This is a genomic window from Chryseobacterium vietnamense, assembly GCF_031454475.1.
Taxonomy (GTDB): domain Bacteria; phylum Bacteroidota; class Bacteroidia; order Flavobacteriales; family Weeksellaceae; genus Chryseobacterium; species Chryseobacterium vietnamense.
Window position 1 is genome coordinate 467,344 of the sequence record NZ_JAVDQX010000003.1, and the last position, 14,929, is coordinate 482,272.

The 14,929-nt window shown below is 35.5% G+C and carries 16 protein-coding genes; 6 read left to right on the forward strand and 10 right to left on the reverse strand.

Annotation, left to right across the window (positions count from 1 at the left end; genetic code table 11):
- Entirely contained in the window at window positions 1-669 is a 669-nt protein-coding gene (locus tag J2786_RS16135; RefSeq protein ID WP_047427348.1) for a carbonic anhydrase, read from the reverse strand.
- Between the two features lie 378 nt (window positions 670-1,047).
- Between J2786_RS16135 and J2786_RS16140 the strand changes: the two genes are divergently transcribed.
- Entirely contained in the window at window positions 1,048-2,178 is a 1,131-nt protein-coding gene (locus J2786_RS16140; protein WP_047427350.1) for an AraC family transcriptional regulator, read from the forward strand.
- Window positions 2,179-2,271: 93 nt separating this feature from the next.
- Window positions 2,272-2,877, forward strand: a complete 606-nt coding sequence (locus tag J2786_RS16145) for a DUF2306 domain-containing protein (protein WP_047427352.1) — start codon at window positions 2,272-2,274, stop codon at window positions 2,875-2,877.
- Window positions 2,878-2,901: 24 nt separating this feature from the next.
- Here the strand turns inward: J2786_RS16145 and J2786_RS16150 are convergent, their stop codons facing one another.
- From J2786_RS16150 to J2786_RS16165, 4 genes are all read right to left on the reverse strand, one after another.
- Window positions 2,902-4,395 carry a phosphoethanolamine transferase gene (locus tag J2786_RS16150; protein WP_047427354.1) on the reverse strand — a complete coding sequence of 498 codons (1,494 nt, stop codon included), beginning with the start codon at window positions 4,393-4,395 and terminating at the stop codon, window positions 2,902-2,904.
- Window positions 4,396-4,823: 428 nt separating this feature from the next.
- Window positions 4,824-5,378, reverse strand: a complete 555-nt coding sequence (locus tag J2786_RS16155) for a serine O-acetyltransferase (protein ID WP_047427356.1) — start codon at window positions 5,376-5,378, stop codon at window positions 4,824-4,826.
- 11 nt (window positions 5,379-5,389) lie between these two features.
- The gene (locus tag J2786_RS16160) at window positions 5,390-6,538 is read right to left on the reverse strand and encodes a glycosyltransferase (RefSeq protein ID WP_047427358.1); all 1,149 of its coding nucleotides are present in this window, start codon (window positions 6,536-6,538) and stop codon (window positions 5,390-5,392) included.
- A 36-nt stretch (window positions 6,539-6,574) separates the two neighbouring features.
- Entirely contained in the window at window positions 6,575-7,144 is a 570-nt protein-coding gene (locus J2786_RS16165; RefSeq protein ID WP_047427359.1) for an acyltransferase, read from the reverse strand.
- Between the two features lie 53 nt (window positions 7,145-7,197).
- Here J2786_RS16165 and J2786_RS16170 point away from each other — a divergent pair, with 53 nt between their 5' ends.
- The 3 genes from J2786_RS16170 to J2786_RS16180 are packed head-to-tail and all read left to right on the forward strand — an operon-like array spanning window position 7,198 to window position 9,186.
- Window positions 7,198-8,169 (forward strand): 3-oxoacyl-ACP synthase III family protein, encoded by a 972-nt coding sequence (locus J2786_RS16170; protein ID WP_047427360.1) that lies wholly within the window; start codon window positions 7,198-7,200, stop codon window positions 8,167-8,169.
- A 25-nt stretch (window positions 8,170-8,194) separates the two neighbouring features.
- Complete coding sequence (locus J2786_RS16175; RefSeq protein ID WP_047380387.1) at window positions 8,195-8,428, forward strand: phosphopantetheine-binding protein; 234 nt, start codon at window positions 8,195-8,197, stop codon at window positions 8,426-8,428.
- Window positions 8,428-9,186 (forward strand): SDR family NAD(P)-dependent oxidoreductase, encoded by a 759-nt coding sequence (locus tag J2786_RS16180; RefSeq protein ID WP_047427362.1) that lies wholly within the window; start codon window positions 8,428-8,430, stop codon window positions 9,184-9,186. The genes J2786_RS16175 and J2786_RS16180 overlap by 1 nt, the downstream gene beginning before the upstream one ends.
- Before the next feature lies 1 nt (window position 9,187).
- Here the strand turns inward: J2786_RS16180 and J2786_RS16185 are convergent, their stop codons facing one another.
- Genes J2786_RS16185 through J2786_RS16195 form a run of 3 tightly spaced genes read right to left on the reverse strand, consistent with a single transcriptional unit; the run spans window position 9,188 to window position 11,723 of the window.
- Complete coding sequence (locus J2786_RS16185; RefSeq protein ID WP_047427364.1) at window positions 9,188-10,342, reverse strand: glycosyltransferase; 1,155 nt, start codon at window positions 10,340-10,342, stop codon at window positions 9,188-9,190.
- A complete protein-coding gene (locus J2786_RS16190; protein WP_047427366.1) occupies window positions 10,342-11,181 on the reverse strand; it encodes a glycosyltransferase family 2 protein in 840 nt (279 codons plus the stop codon). Before J2786_RS16190 ends, J2786_RS16185 begins: the two co-directional genes overlap by 1 nt.
- Entirely contained in the window at window positions 11,178-11,723 is a 546-nt protein-coding gene (locus J2786_RS16195) for an acyltransferase (protein ID WP_047427368.1), read from the reverse strand. The genes J2786_RS16190 and J2786_RS16195 overlap by 4 nt, the downstream gene beginning before the upstream one ends.
- A 167-nt stretch (window positions 11,724-11,890) precedes the next feature.
- Here J2786_RS16195 and J2786_RS16200 point away from each other — a divergent pair, with 167 nt between their 5' ends.
- Window positions 11,891-12,925, forward strand: coding sequence for an acyltransferase family protein (locus J2786_RS16200; protein WP_156121326.1), 1,035 nt, complete (start codon window positions 11,891-11,893; stop codon window positions 12,923-12,925).
- 48 nt (window positions 12,926-12,973) lie between these two features.
- Here the strand turns inward: J2786_RS16200 and J2786_RS16205 are convergent, their stop codons facing one another.
- Window positions 12,974-13,912 (reverse strand): glycosyltransferase family 2 protein, encoded by a 939-nt coding sequence (locus J2786_RS16205; protein ID WP_047427370.1) that lies wholly within the window; start codon window positions 13,910-13,912, stop codon window positions 12,974-12,976.
- An 8-nt stretch (window positions 13,913-13,920) separates the two neighbouring features.
- A complete protein-coding gene (locus J2786_RS16210) occupies window positions 13,921-14,919 on the reverse strand; it encodes an acyltransferase family protein (RefSeq protein ID WP_047427374.1) in 999 nt (332 codons plus the stop codon).
- Window positions 14,920-14,929 lie beyond the last annotated feature (10 nt).

Genomic DNA, 14,929 nt, shown 5'->3' on the forward strand with positions numbered 1-14,929 from the left:
CTACTTAGTCTTTCTGCTCATTACCCAATCCGAACCTGTAAGATTATAGATCTTTTGGATGTCTTTTAAGATTTTCTCAAAATCAATCTCCAGATCAATGATTTTACCTGTTCTAAGGTCAAATACCCAGCCGTGAACAATAGGATACTCTTCTAAAATGTATCTTTCCTGCACACAGGCCATTTTGATTACGTTGATGCACTGCTCCTGAACATTAAGTTCTACAAGTCTGTCATAACGCTTGTTTTCGTCCTCAATAGAATCCAGCTCTGCCTGATGTAATCTGTAAACATCACGAATGGTTCTCAGCCATGGATTCAATAATCCCAGATCCTGAGGAGTCATCGCTGCTTTTACACCACCGCAGTTATAATGTCCGCAGACAATAATATGTTTTACTTTCAGATGTTCTACAGCGTATTGAATAACAGCTGTGGAACTCATGTCTAAAGTATTCACAACATTGGCAATGTTTCTGTAAACAAACACTTCTCCAGGTTTTGCTCCCATCAACTCTTCTGCGGTAGCTCTGCTGTCTGAACATCCTATATACAGATAATCAGGATGCTGAGTTTTAGCAAGTTCATGGAAGAAATTTGGATCTTCAGCTACTTTGGACTCTACCCATTTTTTATTGTTTTCGAAAATAACTTCGTACGATTGTGACATAATTTTAAAGTATTATAATTATTTATTTCGTTTAAATTATTTCCAAAATCAATAGACCAAATCAATAATTGTACAAAAATATACTTTTTGTTAAAAAATAAATCACTTTTAACAAAGTTTAATATTAAAATATGCTTAAAATCATATTCATCATTCCAATATTCTTTGTAAGGCGGCTATTGACATCTATAAGGAAATCCAAACGTTTAAAAAACCAGGATAAAATTACGAAGTATAAATTAAAATTCAAGATTTGTGAATTAAAATATTCTTAATTCTCAAGACAATCAGAATTGTTTTTGCTGAAATAGTTCATAAAAATACTTTGTATATGTCAAAAAATAGATAATTTAAAGCTCTGATTAATCTTTCAATCTGATGTCTGATTTTGGTCTGCAATCTTTACCGCCGGTATTTTACCTGGCAGGAGTTTTTATTTCCTGTTTCTCTTCATTTCTGATTGCGGGGAAACGTAAGAAAGTAATGGCTGATTATATTCTGGCAGCATGGTTTATGATTATAGGAATACATCTTATCTTATTTATTCTATTTTTTTCCGGCAGCTACATAAAGTTTCCTTATTTTCTGGGTTATGAGGTTATATTTCCCTTTATTCATGGGCCCATGCTGTACCTGTATGTTTTGAGTGTTACAGGAAAAGCGCCGGGCAGAAAAATCTGGCTTCTGCATTTTGTCCCTGTTTTGATTGTCATTGTGATGTTGTTTAAACTATTGATTTTATCTCCATGGGATAGACTTGCCATTTATCAAAGCGGAGGCAGCGAATACCAACTGATAAGCAGTATTCTCAAATATATGATGATACTATCAGGAATAGTATATATTGTAGTAAGCTTTTTTGCTGTCAGAAAGTATACGAGAGAGATTGCTGAGCAATATTCAAATACAGAGAGAATTAATCTTCGCTGGCTGTATTATCTTATTGCCGGATTAGCTTTGATATGGGTTGCCGTGATGATCAGAAATGATATTCTTATTTTTTTTATCGTTGTTCTGTTTATCATTGTGGCTGCTTATTTTGGGATCAGCCGTGTTGGAATTCTGGACTTACCTGTAATCACAGTAAATATAAATGAAGAAAAGGTGGATGATGAAGTGATAAAATACCAGAAGAATTTTCCCGGAGAGGATGCGATCATAGCTGTTTATGAAAAACTTATTTATCAAATGGAGAAGGACAGTCTTTATAAAGATCCTGAGCTGAGTCTGAGTCATACTGCTGCATTACTGGAAGTTCATCCTAATATACTGTCTCAGGCAATTAATTCGATTGAGAATAAAAATTTTTATGATTATATCAACCGTCAGAGGATTGAAGAGTTTAAAAGGCTGGCGGTACTTCCTGAAAATAGAAAATATACCATTCTTTCATTAGCATTTGAAAGTGGGTTTAATTCAAAAACGTCATTCAACCGGAATTTTAAAAAGTACATGAACTGTTCACCCAGGGATTTTTTAAAAAGCCAAAGCATAGAGAATGAAATGTGATTATTTGTAGTGAGTTAAATAAGTTCCACCTTTCATTTTGGAACAATTGAAGCCTTTCTATTCCTCATTTTTACAGAAAAATAATGGTTACCTATGAGAAAATTACTATTTGTAATAATGGCTGTACTGGCACTATTGATCGGAGCTTATCCTCTTATTTATGTGTTCGTAGAATCTAAATATACTTTTCTGGGTTCAAAAACTCCCGAATTACTCCACAGCTTGATCTGGAGAACAGCATTTTTTGGGCACATTATTTTCGGAGGACTTGCTCTTTTTATAGGCTGGCGTCAGTTTGGAGCTTCATTCCGGAATAGATACATGAGGATTCACAGGAGCATTGGAACTTTGTATGTAATTGCTGTGATGATAAGTTCTGTTTCAGCTGTTTATATGGGATTTTATGCCAATGGAGGTCTTGTTTCAGCGATGGGATTTATCTGTTTAGGATTACTCTGGTTTATAACAACTCTTGGAGCCCTGGTAAAAATCAGAAAAGGTAATATAATCAGACATCAGCAGCTGATGATTTATAGCTATGCCTGTACCTTTGCTGCTGTAACATTGAGATTATGGTTCCCTTTGCTGAAAAATATGACGGGAAATCCTATAGATTCCTATATTGCCGTAGCATGGCTGTGCTGGATTCCTAATGTACTGATTGCTTATCTTATTAACAGAAAATTAGCAGCTGTATAGAATAGGCGTAGATACAAATGGATGTTACTCCGGAAGGTCTTTATATTCCATGCTTCTCATATTTAAGTTCAGATATTTATTCCCTTCATTTTTATAATGCTGAGGAGTTTCAAGCCCCATATATTTCATGATCAGCGGATAGATATAAGTGGTTTGGGTTTGTCTTGTTTCGTGCCCTGTAATTCTATAGTTGGCAGGTACTTTATCTCCAAACCAAACAAAAAATGGTACCTGGGTAGATTCTTTGGAGTCTATATGCAATAGTTTGTCACCCTGTATTTTAAGACCATGATCTGAAGCATAAATGACTACGGAATTGGTGTTCTTCAGTGTGCTGAAAATATTTTTGAAAACGTAATCTGTATATTTGATAGAGCTGTCATAACAATTCAGATCACCAGAATTCCAGTTAGGAGGAAGCCTGTTACACGGATTTGGATGGCTTCCCATTATATGAAGAACTATAAATTTATCTTCCTTCTTCTGAATTACGTTGTTAAGCTCAGGAACAATTACTTCATCATAGCCATTGACCCATTTTTTATTTTTAGACATGGAAGCGATGGCTGTAATTCCTCTGGCACTTGCCTGTGTGCTCAGCCAGAAAGAATTGTAACCGCTCTGATTGGCCATGTTGATGATATTATAGGATAGTTTATCATAACGGTAGCGGAATTCATCAGGATGAATGCTGGATAGCATTAGTGGGACACTCAGGTTGGTAATGCCTGCAGGAGAAATGGCATGATCAAAGATCATCATATTTCCCGCCTGTTCATCCGTATAGGGAGTTGTCTTTTTGTTATAACCATATAATGACATGTTTTGTTTTCTTTCGGATTCTCCAATAATGAGAATTACGTTTTCTATACCAGGCTGTATTTTTCTGATATTGAAAACCGGAACATTCTTTTTGATTTCATTAATGTCTCTCTGTATATTCAAAGCGGTATTGAAATCGGATAAATGATAATAAACATTCTTGATCATCCTACCTCCTCCTTTATTGCTGACATAGGTATGTTTAAGATGGTATCCGAATGGTAGAATAAGCCACAGTAATGCAATAATGATAAATTTAGCATCAGCTTTTACTATATCTTTTTTTAAATAATTCACAGAGTACAGCAGCATTCCCAGAAAAACAAAAAATAAAATGCCTGGAAGAATAAACATATAAGACATGCTCATCGCCTCATCAGGATTAGACTCCAGAATGCTGATGGCCATTCCTACATTGAATCCGGAGTGATAGATAAGAAAACAGGATACCGAAATCAGAAAGTTAATACTTAATACTAAACAAAGAATAACAGCAATTACAGAGGTATATTTATTCTTAAAAAGAAGGGCATTAAATACAAGGAATGAACAAAACATAATTCCATACTCAAAAATATTCCGGATACTGTCCAGTTTTTCGGCTCCGAACAGATTATCAAATATATAAGGGAATGATACCAAAAAACCTGTAAGGTATATTATAATGAGAAGAATGGGAACTATTTTTTTTAACATGTTTGTATGTGTGCTTTTGAGATCAATTTTATATCATCTTTAGTGTTTTTGAATAAGTGAGTGTTGAATATCAGAATTGTGTATAGCATGAAAAAGAATTAATACCAGATAATAATTCTAAATCTTGCAGATATTGTATCAACTCAAAAAGACACTTTTGAAGATAAGTTGTTACGGTTTATAGCGGTATGTTGTTATTCCGCTTTATAGAGTTGGTTGTGTAGGTAGGAATAGAGACCTGGGGATTTTTGTTTTTTTCATCAAAAATTATTTTTTATTAATAATAGGTTGGAGTTGTGTTTTTAATATTAAGCGATTTTTTCAGAACAAGTTGCATGATTTGATGTCATCAGAACCATACAATTTCCAAATGTACATGAAATTACTGATAAATACAAGTAGAATTTTTACGATAACTGTTGGAGTTACTACACTTTACGGTTGATGTAATCCTTTGTTGCATCTGCTGTTGGGATAATTTTTGCGGGATTTCCTATGACGACAGAATGTGAGGGAACATCGAAGTTAACATAAGAATTGGGAACAATCAATACATTATTTCCAATGGTGATCCCTCCTACAATAACTGCATTGGTCCCTATCCAGACTTCGTCACCAATAACAGGATACCCTTCATTTTTTCCACGGTTTTGCTGCCCTATAGTAACTCCATGGGCAATATTGCAATTTTTCCCGATAACTGTTTTTGGATTGATAACAAGGCTTCCAAAATGTCCCAAATAAAAACCTTCACCAATCTGAGTCTCAGGATAAATCTGAAATCCATATTTGATCTGGTAATGTCTTAGCACAATCCTCCAGAAAGTGTTCAAAAAAGGATTTTTCTGATGCTTCTGCGCCATTCTCAGAATGTAAACAAAATGTAGATTTGGATTAATACATTTTTTCCAGATCTGAAATGTTGAAAGCCACTTTCCGCTTTCCCGGTAAAAGTCTTTTTGAATGATTGAATGCTCAGCCATCGTCAATATTTTTATACTTCGTCAATTATTTTCTGAAGATGTTCTACAGATTTTTCCAAAACAAAAGGTAGCTCAGTTTCCGAGATCTGTTTTTTGTATTCCTCAGTGATATTTTTATCCGTAAGAAATTTTTTCATTCCTTCATAAATTCCTTCTTCTGAGTTGGCTGTGATATTTCCCAGTTTTCCATCCTGCAGAAGATCCCTGATCCCAGAAATATCTGTTGCAGAAATAGGTTTATTCAGAATAAGCGCTTCGGCAATAATGGTAGGAAATCCTTCATGTCGTGAAGACATAATATAGAAATCCGCCTTTTTCATATAAGGGTAGGGATTACTGCTGAAACCAAGCATTTTTGCAGTATCCTGGAGACCAAGCTGGTTGAGCTGATCCTGAATCGCATTAAAATCATACCCATCGCCAATAATCAACAGCTGATGTTTCAACCCTTCATCAATAAGCTTTTTGTGGACATTAAGCAATCGGTCGTATCCTTTTTGGGGATATACCGTTCCTACTGTTACAAAAGTGGGAAGATCGCTGTTGAAAGGATAGTCATTCACTTCAATATCCGCCTTTCTTAACGTGTCATTTCTATCAATCGGATTGAAGATCTTAATCACAGATGCTTTTTCAGCTTCATTTTTAGCCAGATTATGCATTCCTTCCTGCAGTTTGTTGGAAATCACAAGAATTCTGTCGAATCTGAAAAACTGTCTGATGACTTCAGGTGTATATTCTTTTAAATTAAAAATATCATTCTGTACCCAAATGATTTTTTTCGAATCTTTTTGCGGGCTGGAGAGAATTTCCTGATGCATCGCATGGATAGCAGCAATCTCTACATCGTATTTTTTATTTTTTAAAATAAATTTATAAAGAAGAGAGGGGAACCAAAGAAACATTTTCTGATAAAGAACCCTGTAGGCTTTCACAGGAATATCCTGCGGCCTGTTGGTTGTTATCATTTCTCCTTTTGTCAAATAGTACAGTGTTACCCATGACGGCACCTCTTTAATGTATAATCCTGAATAAAGATTTACCAGAAGGTCAACTTCATATTTATCGGCAGGGAGATTCTTCAAAAAATTAATTAATACTTTCTCGGCACCACCATGACGTAATGAACCTATACGAATGAGGAGTTTTTTCTTTTTCAATTTGTTTTTTCTATTTTATGATTTTACAAGATAAATTTATTTAATTTTTCTTGCTTTTTTATACTTGTGAGGAAGATTTTCTTTGATATAGGCATCCAGTTTTTTTCGGTCTTTTTCCAGTTCGCGGGGATATTCCGAATTGTTTTTAAGAACAATATCACCATAATCTTCAATGGTGCATAAAAACTGAGCAGGGTTTCCAATAAAGACCGTGTTGTCCGGCATAGACTGGGATAATACAGAGTTAGCCCCTAAAATACAGTTGTTCCCAATCTGAACATCCTGCATAATCACACAATTGAGCCCGATGGTGCAGTTGTTTCCGATTTTTATTCTTCCCAGGATTCTTGCATCTTCATAACCGGGAAGCTTTCTAAGCAACGTGGTTGTTCCACCATGGTTCACAAACCTTACATCTCCTGCAATGTTCACATTATCGCCAATTTCGATAAGGTAAGGTTCAGTTCCGAAATACACTTTATCAGGCATATTAAAGTTTTTTCCTACTTTCATACCTCTGTATTTAGCCACTTCAAGGCTGCCTCTGTTCAAAAAATTTTGATAAAGAGAGTCTATTTTCAATAGGATTCTGAATATAAAAATCATCACAAGTGTAAATTTGTTTTCGTTACTTTTGCAAAGAAAGAGAATTTATTAATATGATGAAAATTTCAAAAATAGAATATTATCTGCCTCAGCAGGTGTTAACTAACGAGGATCTTGAAAAGCAGTTCCCTGAATGGAGCTCCGAACGTATCCAGGAGAAAGTAGGTATTTCCCAACGCCATATTTCTTCTGACAGCGAAACCGTACTGGATATGGCTGTGCAATCTTCAGAAAAAATTTTCGAAAATTATGACAGAAACAAAGTAGATTTTATTTTGTTCTGTACCCAAAGTCCGGAGTATTTTCTCCCTACAACGGCCTGTATTTTGCAGGACAGATTGGGGCTTAGAAAAAATATCGGAGCCATAGATTTTAACCTTGGCTGTTCAGGATTTGTGTATGGATTGGCCTTTGCAAAAGGACTGATTGCCGGAGGAATTGCAAAGAGTATTCTGCTGGTAACTTCAGAAACGTACACCAAGCATATTCATCCAGATGATAAAGGCAACCGAAGTATATTTGGAGATGCCTCTGCCTCTGCAATTATTGAAAAAGCTGAAGGTAATGATTATCAGTTCTGTCTGGGAACAGACGGAAGCGGTGCTGAAAACCTTATCGTGAAAAAAGGAGCTTTCAAAAAAGACTTTGAACTGAATCCTGAGCACGAATTCAGCCCTGAAAATATTTATATGAACGGCCCGGAAATTTTTAATTTTACGATTGAAAATATTCCGGGTCTGGTAAAAGAAACATTGGAAGTGAATGGTATGACCATGGATGATATCGACCATTTTGTTTTTCACCAGGCCAATTCTTTTATGCTGAATTATTTAAGGAAGAAAACAAAAATACCGGCAGAAAAGTTCTATATTGACATGGAAAAAACCGGGAATACGGTTTCTGCAACTATTCCTATTGCTCTTAAAAATATGATGGATAAGGGGATGCTGAAAGAAGGCGATAAGGTTTTAATGGCAGGATTTGGAGTTGGATATTCGTGGGGCGCCACCATTATGGAAATTTAATACAAAACATTTAAAATTATAAAATATGAAAACATCCGTTTTTTTAGAAAAACTACAGGAAGAATTGGAAGAAGATGAAACATTGACTACTGAAACGAACCTGAAATCTTTAGAAAGCTATGATTCTATCAGCTTACTTTCTGTTATTGCGTTTGTAGACGAAAATTTCAGCAAAAAAATTGATACCAAGCATTTTAAAGATATTGAAACCGTTTCAGATCTGATGAATGTTATAGGAAAAGAAAATTTTGAAGATTAATGGATGCTTTCTCATTAAAAAATAAAATTATTCTCATTACAGGCGCTTCTTCCGGGATCGGGAGAAGCTGTTCTGTAGAATGTAGTAATAGCGGTGCTGATCTGATTCTTGTAGGAAGAAATCAGGAAGAACTTGCGAAAACTGTTTCTATGCTCAATCCTGAAACAAAAGTTGAAACAATTACTGAAGATATTACCCAATCTGAAAATCTTGAAGCAGTTGTTGCGGATAAAGTTGCAGTACTTGGTAAAATTTCGGGATTTATACACTGTGCCGGTATCGAAAAGACATTACCGTTAAAAAAGCACAACCCTCAGCTGTACCAAGATATATTTGCTGTCAATGTTATTGCAGGACTTGAAATAGCTAAAATTTTATCTTTAAAAAAATACAAAGATGAAAACTCCAGTTTTGTATTTATCTCTTCCGTGGCAGGGATGATAGGAGAGGCCGGGAAAGCAGCTTATTCTGCCAGTAAAGGAGCTGTTATATCCGGAGCCCGTTCTTTGGCTATGGAGCTTTCAAGAAGTAATATCCGGGTCAACAGCATAAGTCCGGCGATGGTAAACACTCCGATTTTAGAGAAAATGTTTGAAAATATCGGAGAAGAAGCTTCCTCAGAAATCATAAAAAAGCATCCGCTGGGAATAGGCGAGCCTAAAGATGTAGCGAATGCCTGTATTTTTTTACTGTCTGATGCCTCAAGATGGGTCACAGGCAGCAATCTTGTGATTGACGGAGGATATTCTGCACAGTAACTTATTTTTTGTGCAGGGTTTCTATAATGTTTTCTACGCTGTCAAATATTTTCTTGTTGTCAAACTGACTTTCAATGGTTTTAAGGTTCTCTCTGATGTGCAGAACAAGGTTAGGATCAGTAAGGAATGTTTTCATTGCTGAATACATTTCATCTACCTCATAATTGATGAGGTATCCTGTTTCACGGTCTTTGATCATAAGACCTACATCTCCTACCTCTGTTGCAATAATGGGTTTCTGAAGGATTAAAGCTTCAGCAATTACCAATGGCCATGCTTCAGATTCTGAAGGAAGAATAAAATAATCCGCTTTTTTGATGTAAGGATAAGGATTCATCTGATTTCCAGCCAGAATAAATGTTTTTTCAACATTATTTTTGGCTGCCTGTGCCTTGAGGTTGTTCATTTCATCACCGTCACCGATAACAATAATGCTGTGATGAAATCCTTCATCTATAAGCTTTTTATGAGCGTCAATAAGTTTGTGATATCCTTTTCTTGAATGAAGTCTTCCAATAGATGCGAAAACAGGTCCTTCAGGGAAATTGTCAAGCTTTTCTTCAGCCTTCCGTTTAATTTCTTCGATAGGAATTGGATTAATGATAACGCTTTCAGCCGGATAATTGAGATTCGGATAATGCTGGTGCATCATATCTTTTATCTTGTGGGAGCAGTATACCATATGATCAAATTGCGGAAAGCTCTTTAAAATATTCGGAACTAAAGGCTGAAATTTCGGCACATTAATTTCAGAATGAAACCATCCGATTTTTTTTGAATTCTTATTGGTTGAGTTCAGAATAGCATCATAGTCTCTGTAATCCATCCCGATCTCAATATCAAAAGTATCATTGATAAGACGGTCTGCAATGGCAGGAGAATTTTTCAGTTTTCTCAGCTTTAGTCTTCTTTTAACGAGCTGAAGTTTCTGTAAAAGAGAATTATGGGAAAAGTCTTCTTTTCCATCCGTAAGGTATATTTTTCTGATATGTTTCGGAAGTTCATCACGCAGTTTACCCTGATTGAGGGTAAGGCATACCGTCATTTCAAATTTGTCAGGATCAAGGTTGTTGAGAAGTCCCAGTAATACTTTTTCCACGCCTCCCATTTCCATGGAACGGTGCCTGAACAAAATTTTTATTTTTTTTTCTAACATTATCCGAAGATTGATTGTAACGTAATTTTTATTTTTTTCTTAATACGGAATGGCAGCTGGTGCTGGTACTGCAGCAGCCCGAATATTTCATCAGCTCCCGTATACTGTTCCGGAACTTTTTTTCCGTTGATGGTAGTAAGTCCTCTGCGTTTCATGGTATTAAAAATCACCTGAGCAAAATATTCATGGGATTTCTTTTTATTGTCATTCTGGGAAATCCCGCCCTGATGTGTCCGGTAAAGATAGTTCGTTTCATTAATAAACTGAACTTTCCCTTTTTCATATATTTTAAGATATAAATCCTGATCTTCCCCAATTTTTAGATTAGGGTTCATTTTTTCTGTCTGCTCATAAACTGCTTTTCTGAAAGTTACAAAATGAGCAATCTGAATCGGGAAATTAAAAAAACAGGGATCTCCATTCGGTACCTGCATCGCAGATCTGAACGGGGCTATTGGCTTCAGGTTCTGGTCACATGTCATAAACCTTGAATAGGTAAGGACTGTATTCTTTTTAGTCTGGAAAATTTCCATACATTTTTGGATAGCAGTAGGAGAGATGGCATCATCAGGATCCAGAAAACCACAGATTTCTCCTTCAGCCAGCTCAATCAGTTTACTTTTTGTAACACCTACACCGGAATTTTTTTCATTTTCAAAAAATCTGAATCTTTTGTCCTTTGAAATCATTTCCTGTATTATTTTCTTCTCATTTTCAGCAGAACCATCGTCTAGAATTACAGCTTCCCAGTTTGTATAGGTCTGTTGAAGAATACTTTCAAAACAATCCTTAAAAAAAATAGCGTTGTTGTAATGGGCAATAAGGATAGAAAACTTCATGACCGTTCCTTGAATATTAAATCCTGATGATTGATAACAGTGGTATTAGACGGAATATCTTTGTGAATGACACATCCTGCTCCGATGATACAGTTGTCACCAATAGTAACCCCTTTTAAGACAGTCACATTACTTCCAAGCCAGCAGTTACTTCCTATTTTGATGGGAGCGGTGGTGAACTCAGAAGAGAACAGCTTAAATTCCGGCTCAGTCTGGTAAGCGTGGTTGTGGTCATACAGTTTTACCCCTTCTCCGAATAATGTGTTGTCTCCTATAGAAATACTCTCGAGACAGTTGATAGAGCAGAAATTATTCATGAAAAAATGATCTCCGATTTCTAAAGTGGCATTCTGCTGCACAAGGATATGTACATAATTCCTGAAACTCATGGAATTCCCGAGCGTAACATTTTTTAAATTTTCGTGCAGAACAAAATGATTACTGATCCCAAGCTTTATCCCTTTAAAAGAAACATTAGGGTGTTTTTTGAGACGAGAAATCTGGCTTTTCCGTTGAATTTTTGCTAAAATTTCATCAAGCATACCTGAATTTATTTTCACATTTGTAGTGTACAAATATAATTTGTTTTAAATAATTATAATAATAAATCTTATTTTTGTGCCTTAAAAATTAATACTTTATACCAAATAAATGCCACCTTCGGAGTTGAGGTTGCTGAGTTTTGATAAAGTAAAGCATTTTGTGTTCTGTGAAGATAAGTCAGATTACATTTACCAGGTTTGTTGCTGCAATGGCAATTGTTATTTCTCATTTCAATAAGGATCTGTTTTTATACAAGATAGATTATATTTCCAATCTTTTTTTGAGAGCTAATGTCGGCGTAAGCTATTTTTTTATTCTTTCGGGATTTATCATGATCATTGCTTATCACAAGAAAGATAAAATTGATTACCTGGAATTTTATAAAAACAGGTTTGCCAGGATTTATCCACTTTATATGCTCGGACTTTTGCTTTATTTTATGACAAGATATGAGATGTTCGATTGGTATAAACTGCTTTTATATGGATTGGGCATTCAGAGCTGGATTCCGGGCGAAGCCATGATCCTGAATTTTCCGGGATGGTCAATTTCCGTAGAGTTCTTTTTCTATCTGCTTTTTCCGCTTTTGTATAATTATTTTTATGTCAGGAAAAACAAAATGATATGGGTGTTTGCCATTGGTCTCTGGTTGATCACTCAGGTATTTTCTAATCTTTATCCGGTGTATGGAGCTTATGAAGGACCTCATACAAAAAGCCATGAGTTCCTTTACTATTTCCCATTCTGGCATCTTAATGAATTCCTGATCGGAAATCTGGCAGGGATATTTTTTGTAAAAAATTACAGGCAGAAAAATTATGATCGTCAGGTAATTGCAGTCTTTTTTCTGATTCTTGTGTCTCTGATGTTTGTCCCGTTATTCTATCACAATGGTTTGATGGCATTACTTTTTGTTCCCGCTATCCTTTTGATCTCTGCTAATAATGGATGGGTTACCAGGTTCTTTTCACTGAAGCCACTGGAATATCTTGGAGAAATAAGTTATGGTATATACATCACCCATATCCCTGTGCTATATCTTGTAAGAGAGCTTTTAAAATGGCAGGAATACACATTCAGCATTGATATCGTATTTGTGATTTACATAATCGTTATGCTTTTTAGTTCTGCAGCTTTTTACCAGTTTATTGAAAAGCCGATGCGGAATCTTTTAAGAAAGATCCATTTTGCAAAGCGTTAATTTTCAAATCAATCTCTTGTAAACTAAATATTTAGTTTAGTTGTTTTGTTAGAATAAATCATTTCTGAAATTGATATTATAAAGCCCTGAACGTATGCTTTTATAATCTGTCAGCAAATATTTGGTGATCATTCCCCACTTTTTCAGAAGGGGAGCATTTGCGATCTGAAAACTTCTGTATACCCGTTTGATGTGAAGTTTAATATCCTCAGGAATGGTGTTTTCATTTTCTGCCCAGTGGTTCACTTCCTTCCACAATACAACCCGCGTGGAAGCCGGTTTCACTTCTCCGGAATCTACTTTGGTAATTCTGTTGTTCTCATGAACTCCTCTCACCGCTACTGCTTTATCAAGAATCCCCGGATATAAATTCAGATAGTAGGAGAGTCTGAAAAGAAATTCTGTGTCCTGATGAAGCTTTAAATGGGTTTTGAAAAAATATTCCATATGCTGTAGAGAACTTTTACGGATGGTCAGTGCATCAATACTGAAAAGCCCGAAGGTTCCTCTCATATTCAGCTGTCCCGGGAATACATCTTTAGGAGGATGCTCTTTATAAACTGTGGTCAGGCGATCTCCAAAAACCTTATAATACTGTTCTTTTGCCTTTTCAGAATAATAATGAACCCCTATAGCGCCATACACTCCATCTACCTCATCATTGGTGAAAAGCTTTTTTTCTGCATCAAAACGGTTAGGGAGATAGTAGTCATCAGCATCAAGGAAAGCAATAAAATCTCCTTCAGCCTTTTCCATTCCTAAATTTCTGCTGGCACCCGCCCCATGATTCCCCTTGTCTGGATGCTGAAAGAGCTTTACCCTATCATATTTTTCAGCGAGTTCCCGGCATACCTGCAAGGCATTGTCAGGTGATTTGTCTTCTACCAATACCACTTCATATACTTCTTCAAACCGGAGTGCAGATTCTACAGCCTGAGCAACATATTTTTCGGCATTGTAGACGGGAATGATTACTGAAATTTTCATTTTTTCGATTATGCGTTTAATTTAATTTTTAAATAATGGGTAACTCTTTTTTCTACAAAATAATACAGAACTGAGGCCAGAATAATAACCAGGGCAATTTTAAGAAGAAAAAAAGGAATGTTGAGATAACCTTCAACTTTAAATCTTTTTAAAACAATTTCTATAAAAGGATGTGACAGGTACAGTGAATACGAAATATCTCCCAGAAATATTAAGAATTTGTTTCCTTCAAAATGGAATATATAATCAAAAGTCAGAAAAGAAAAAACAAACATGGAGATGATGGCCAGTTTTAGCCAGTCATTGCTGATAGGAATGATACTAAGTAAAACGAGTATAAATGATGTTATCCCTGTTACAGATACTATTGCAGCCCACTTCTTTGGAACTGTATATTTGTTCAGTAGAAGCGCGAAGAGAATTCCTACAACAAAATAAAGATTGAGAGAATGGGTTACCATTTTCAGATAAGGACTGTCAAAATGTATACAATATCCCAAAATGGTGGTAAGAATGAAAAATCCTACGATGAAATAATACCTTTTTTCTTTAAAAAATAATGAGAGCCCGAATATGAGATAAAAAAACATCTCAAAATTTAAGGACCAGCCCAGGAAAAGCACGGGAAATTCCTTTTGAGTAGGAAGAAATAACAGGGAATGAATAAGTTCATAAAGACCAGCTCCATGAAAATAGATCAACAAACCGCCCCCCGGTATTATTACAGCAAATGTCAAAAGATAATACAGCGGAACAATTCTGATCAGTCTTCTTTTGTAAAATAAAGTGATCTGCTGAAAAGAATCTTTACTGAAATTTATTTTTTGAGTGGTGAAAGCCATGATAAATCCACTGATAATAAAAAATACGGGAACACCGATACTTCCTTTATTAAAAAGAATATCGCCAAGATTCAGCCCGGGTAAGTTTATCGTTTCACGGAAATGAAAACAACATACCAATAATGCTGCAATCCCTCTTAAAATCTGGATATTATTAAGCTTCATTACGGATGCC

Coding starts and splice junctions, on each gene's coding strand:
- J2786_RS16195 (WP_047427368.1), bottom strand. CDS start 11,723: ATGCTTGATGAAATTTTAGCAAAAATTCAACGGAAAAGCCAGATTTCT.
- J2786_RS16175 (WP_047380387.1), top strand. CDS start 8,195: ATGAAAACATCCGTTTTTTTAGAAAAACTACAGGAAGAATTGGAAGAA.
- J2786_RS16180 (WP_047427362.1), top strand. CDS start 8,428: ATGGATGCTTTCTCATTAAAAAATAAAATTATTCTCATTACAGGCGCT.
- J2786_RS16165 (WP_047427359.1), bottom strand. CDS start 7,144: ATGATTTTTATATTCAGAATCCTATTGAAAATAGACTCTCTTTATCAA.
- J2786_RS16170 (WP_047427360.1), top strand. CDS start 7,198: ATGATGAAAATTTCAAAAATAGAATATTATCTGCCTCAGCAGGTGTTA.
- J2786_RS16145 (WP_047427352.1), top strand. CDS start 2,272: ATGAGAAAATTACTATTTGTAATAATGGCTGTACTGGCACTATTGATC.
- J2786_RS16205 (WP_047427370.1), bottom strand. CDS start 13,912: ATGAAAATTTCAGTAATCATTCCCGTCTACAATGCCGAAAAATATGTT.
- J2786_RS16210 (WP_047427374.1), bottom strand. CDS start 14,919: ATGAAGCTTAATAATATCCAGATTTTAAGAGGGATTGCAGCATTATTG.
- J2786_RS16185 (WP_047427364.1), bottom strand. CDS start 10,342: ATGTTAGAAAAAAAAATAAAAATTTTGTTCAGGCACCGTTCCATGGAA.
- J2786_RS16140 (WP_047427350.1), top strand. CDS start 1,048: ATGTCTGATTTTGGTCTGCAATCTTTACCGCCGGTATTTTACCTGGCA.
- J2786_RS16135 (WP_047427348.1), bottom strand. CDS start 669: ATGTCACAATCGTACGAAGTTATTTTCGAAAACAATAAAAAATGGGTA.
- J2786_RS16190 (WP_047427366.1), bottom strand. CDS start 11,181: ATGAAGTTTTCTATCCTTATTGCCCATTACAACAACGCTATTTTTTTT.
- J2786_RS16155 (WP_047427356.1), bottom strand. CDS start 5,378: ATGGCTGAGCATTCAATCATTCAAAAAGACTTTTACCGGGAAAGCGGA.
- J2786_RS16150 (WP_047427354.1), bottom strand. CDS start 4,395: ATGTTAAAAAAAATAGTTCCCATTCTTCTCATTATAATATACCTTACA.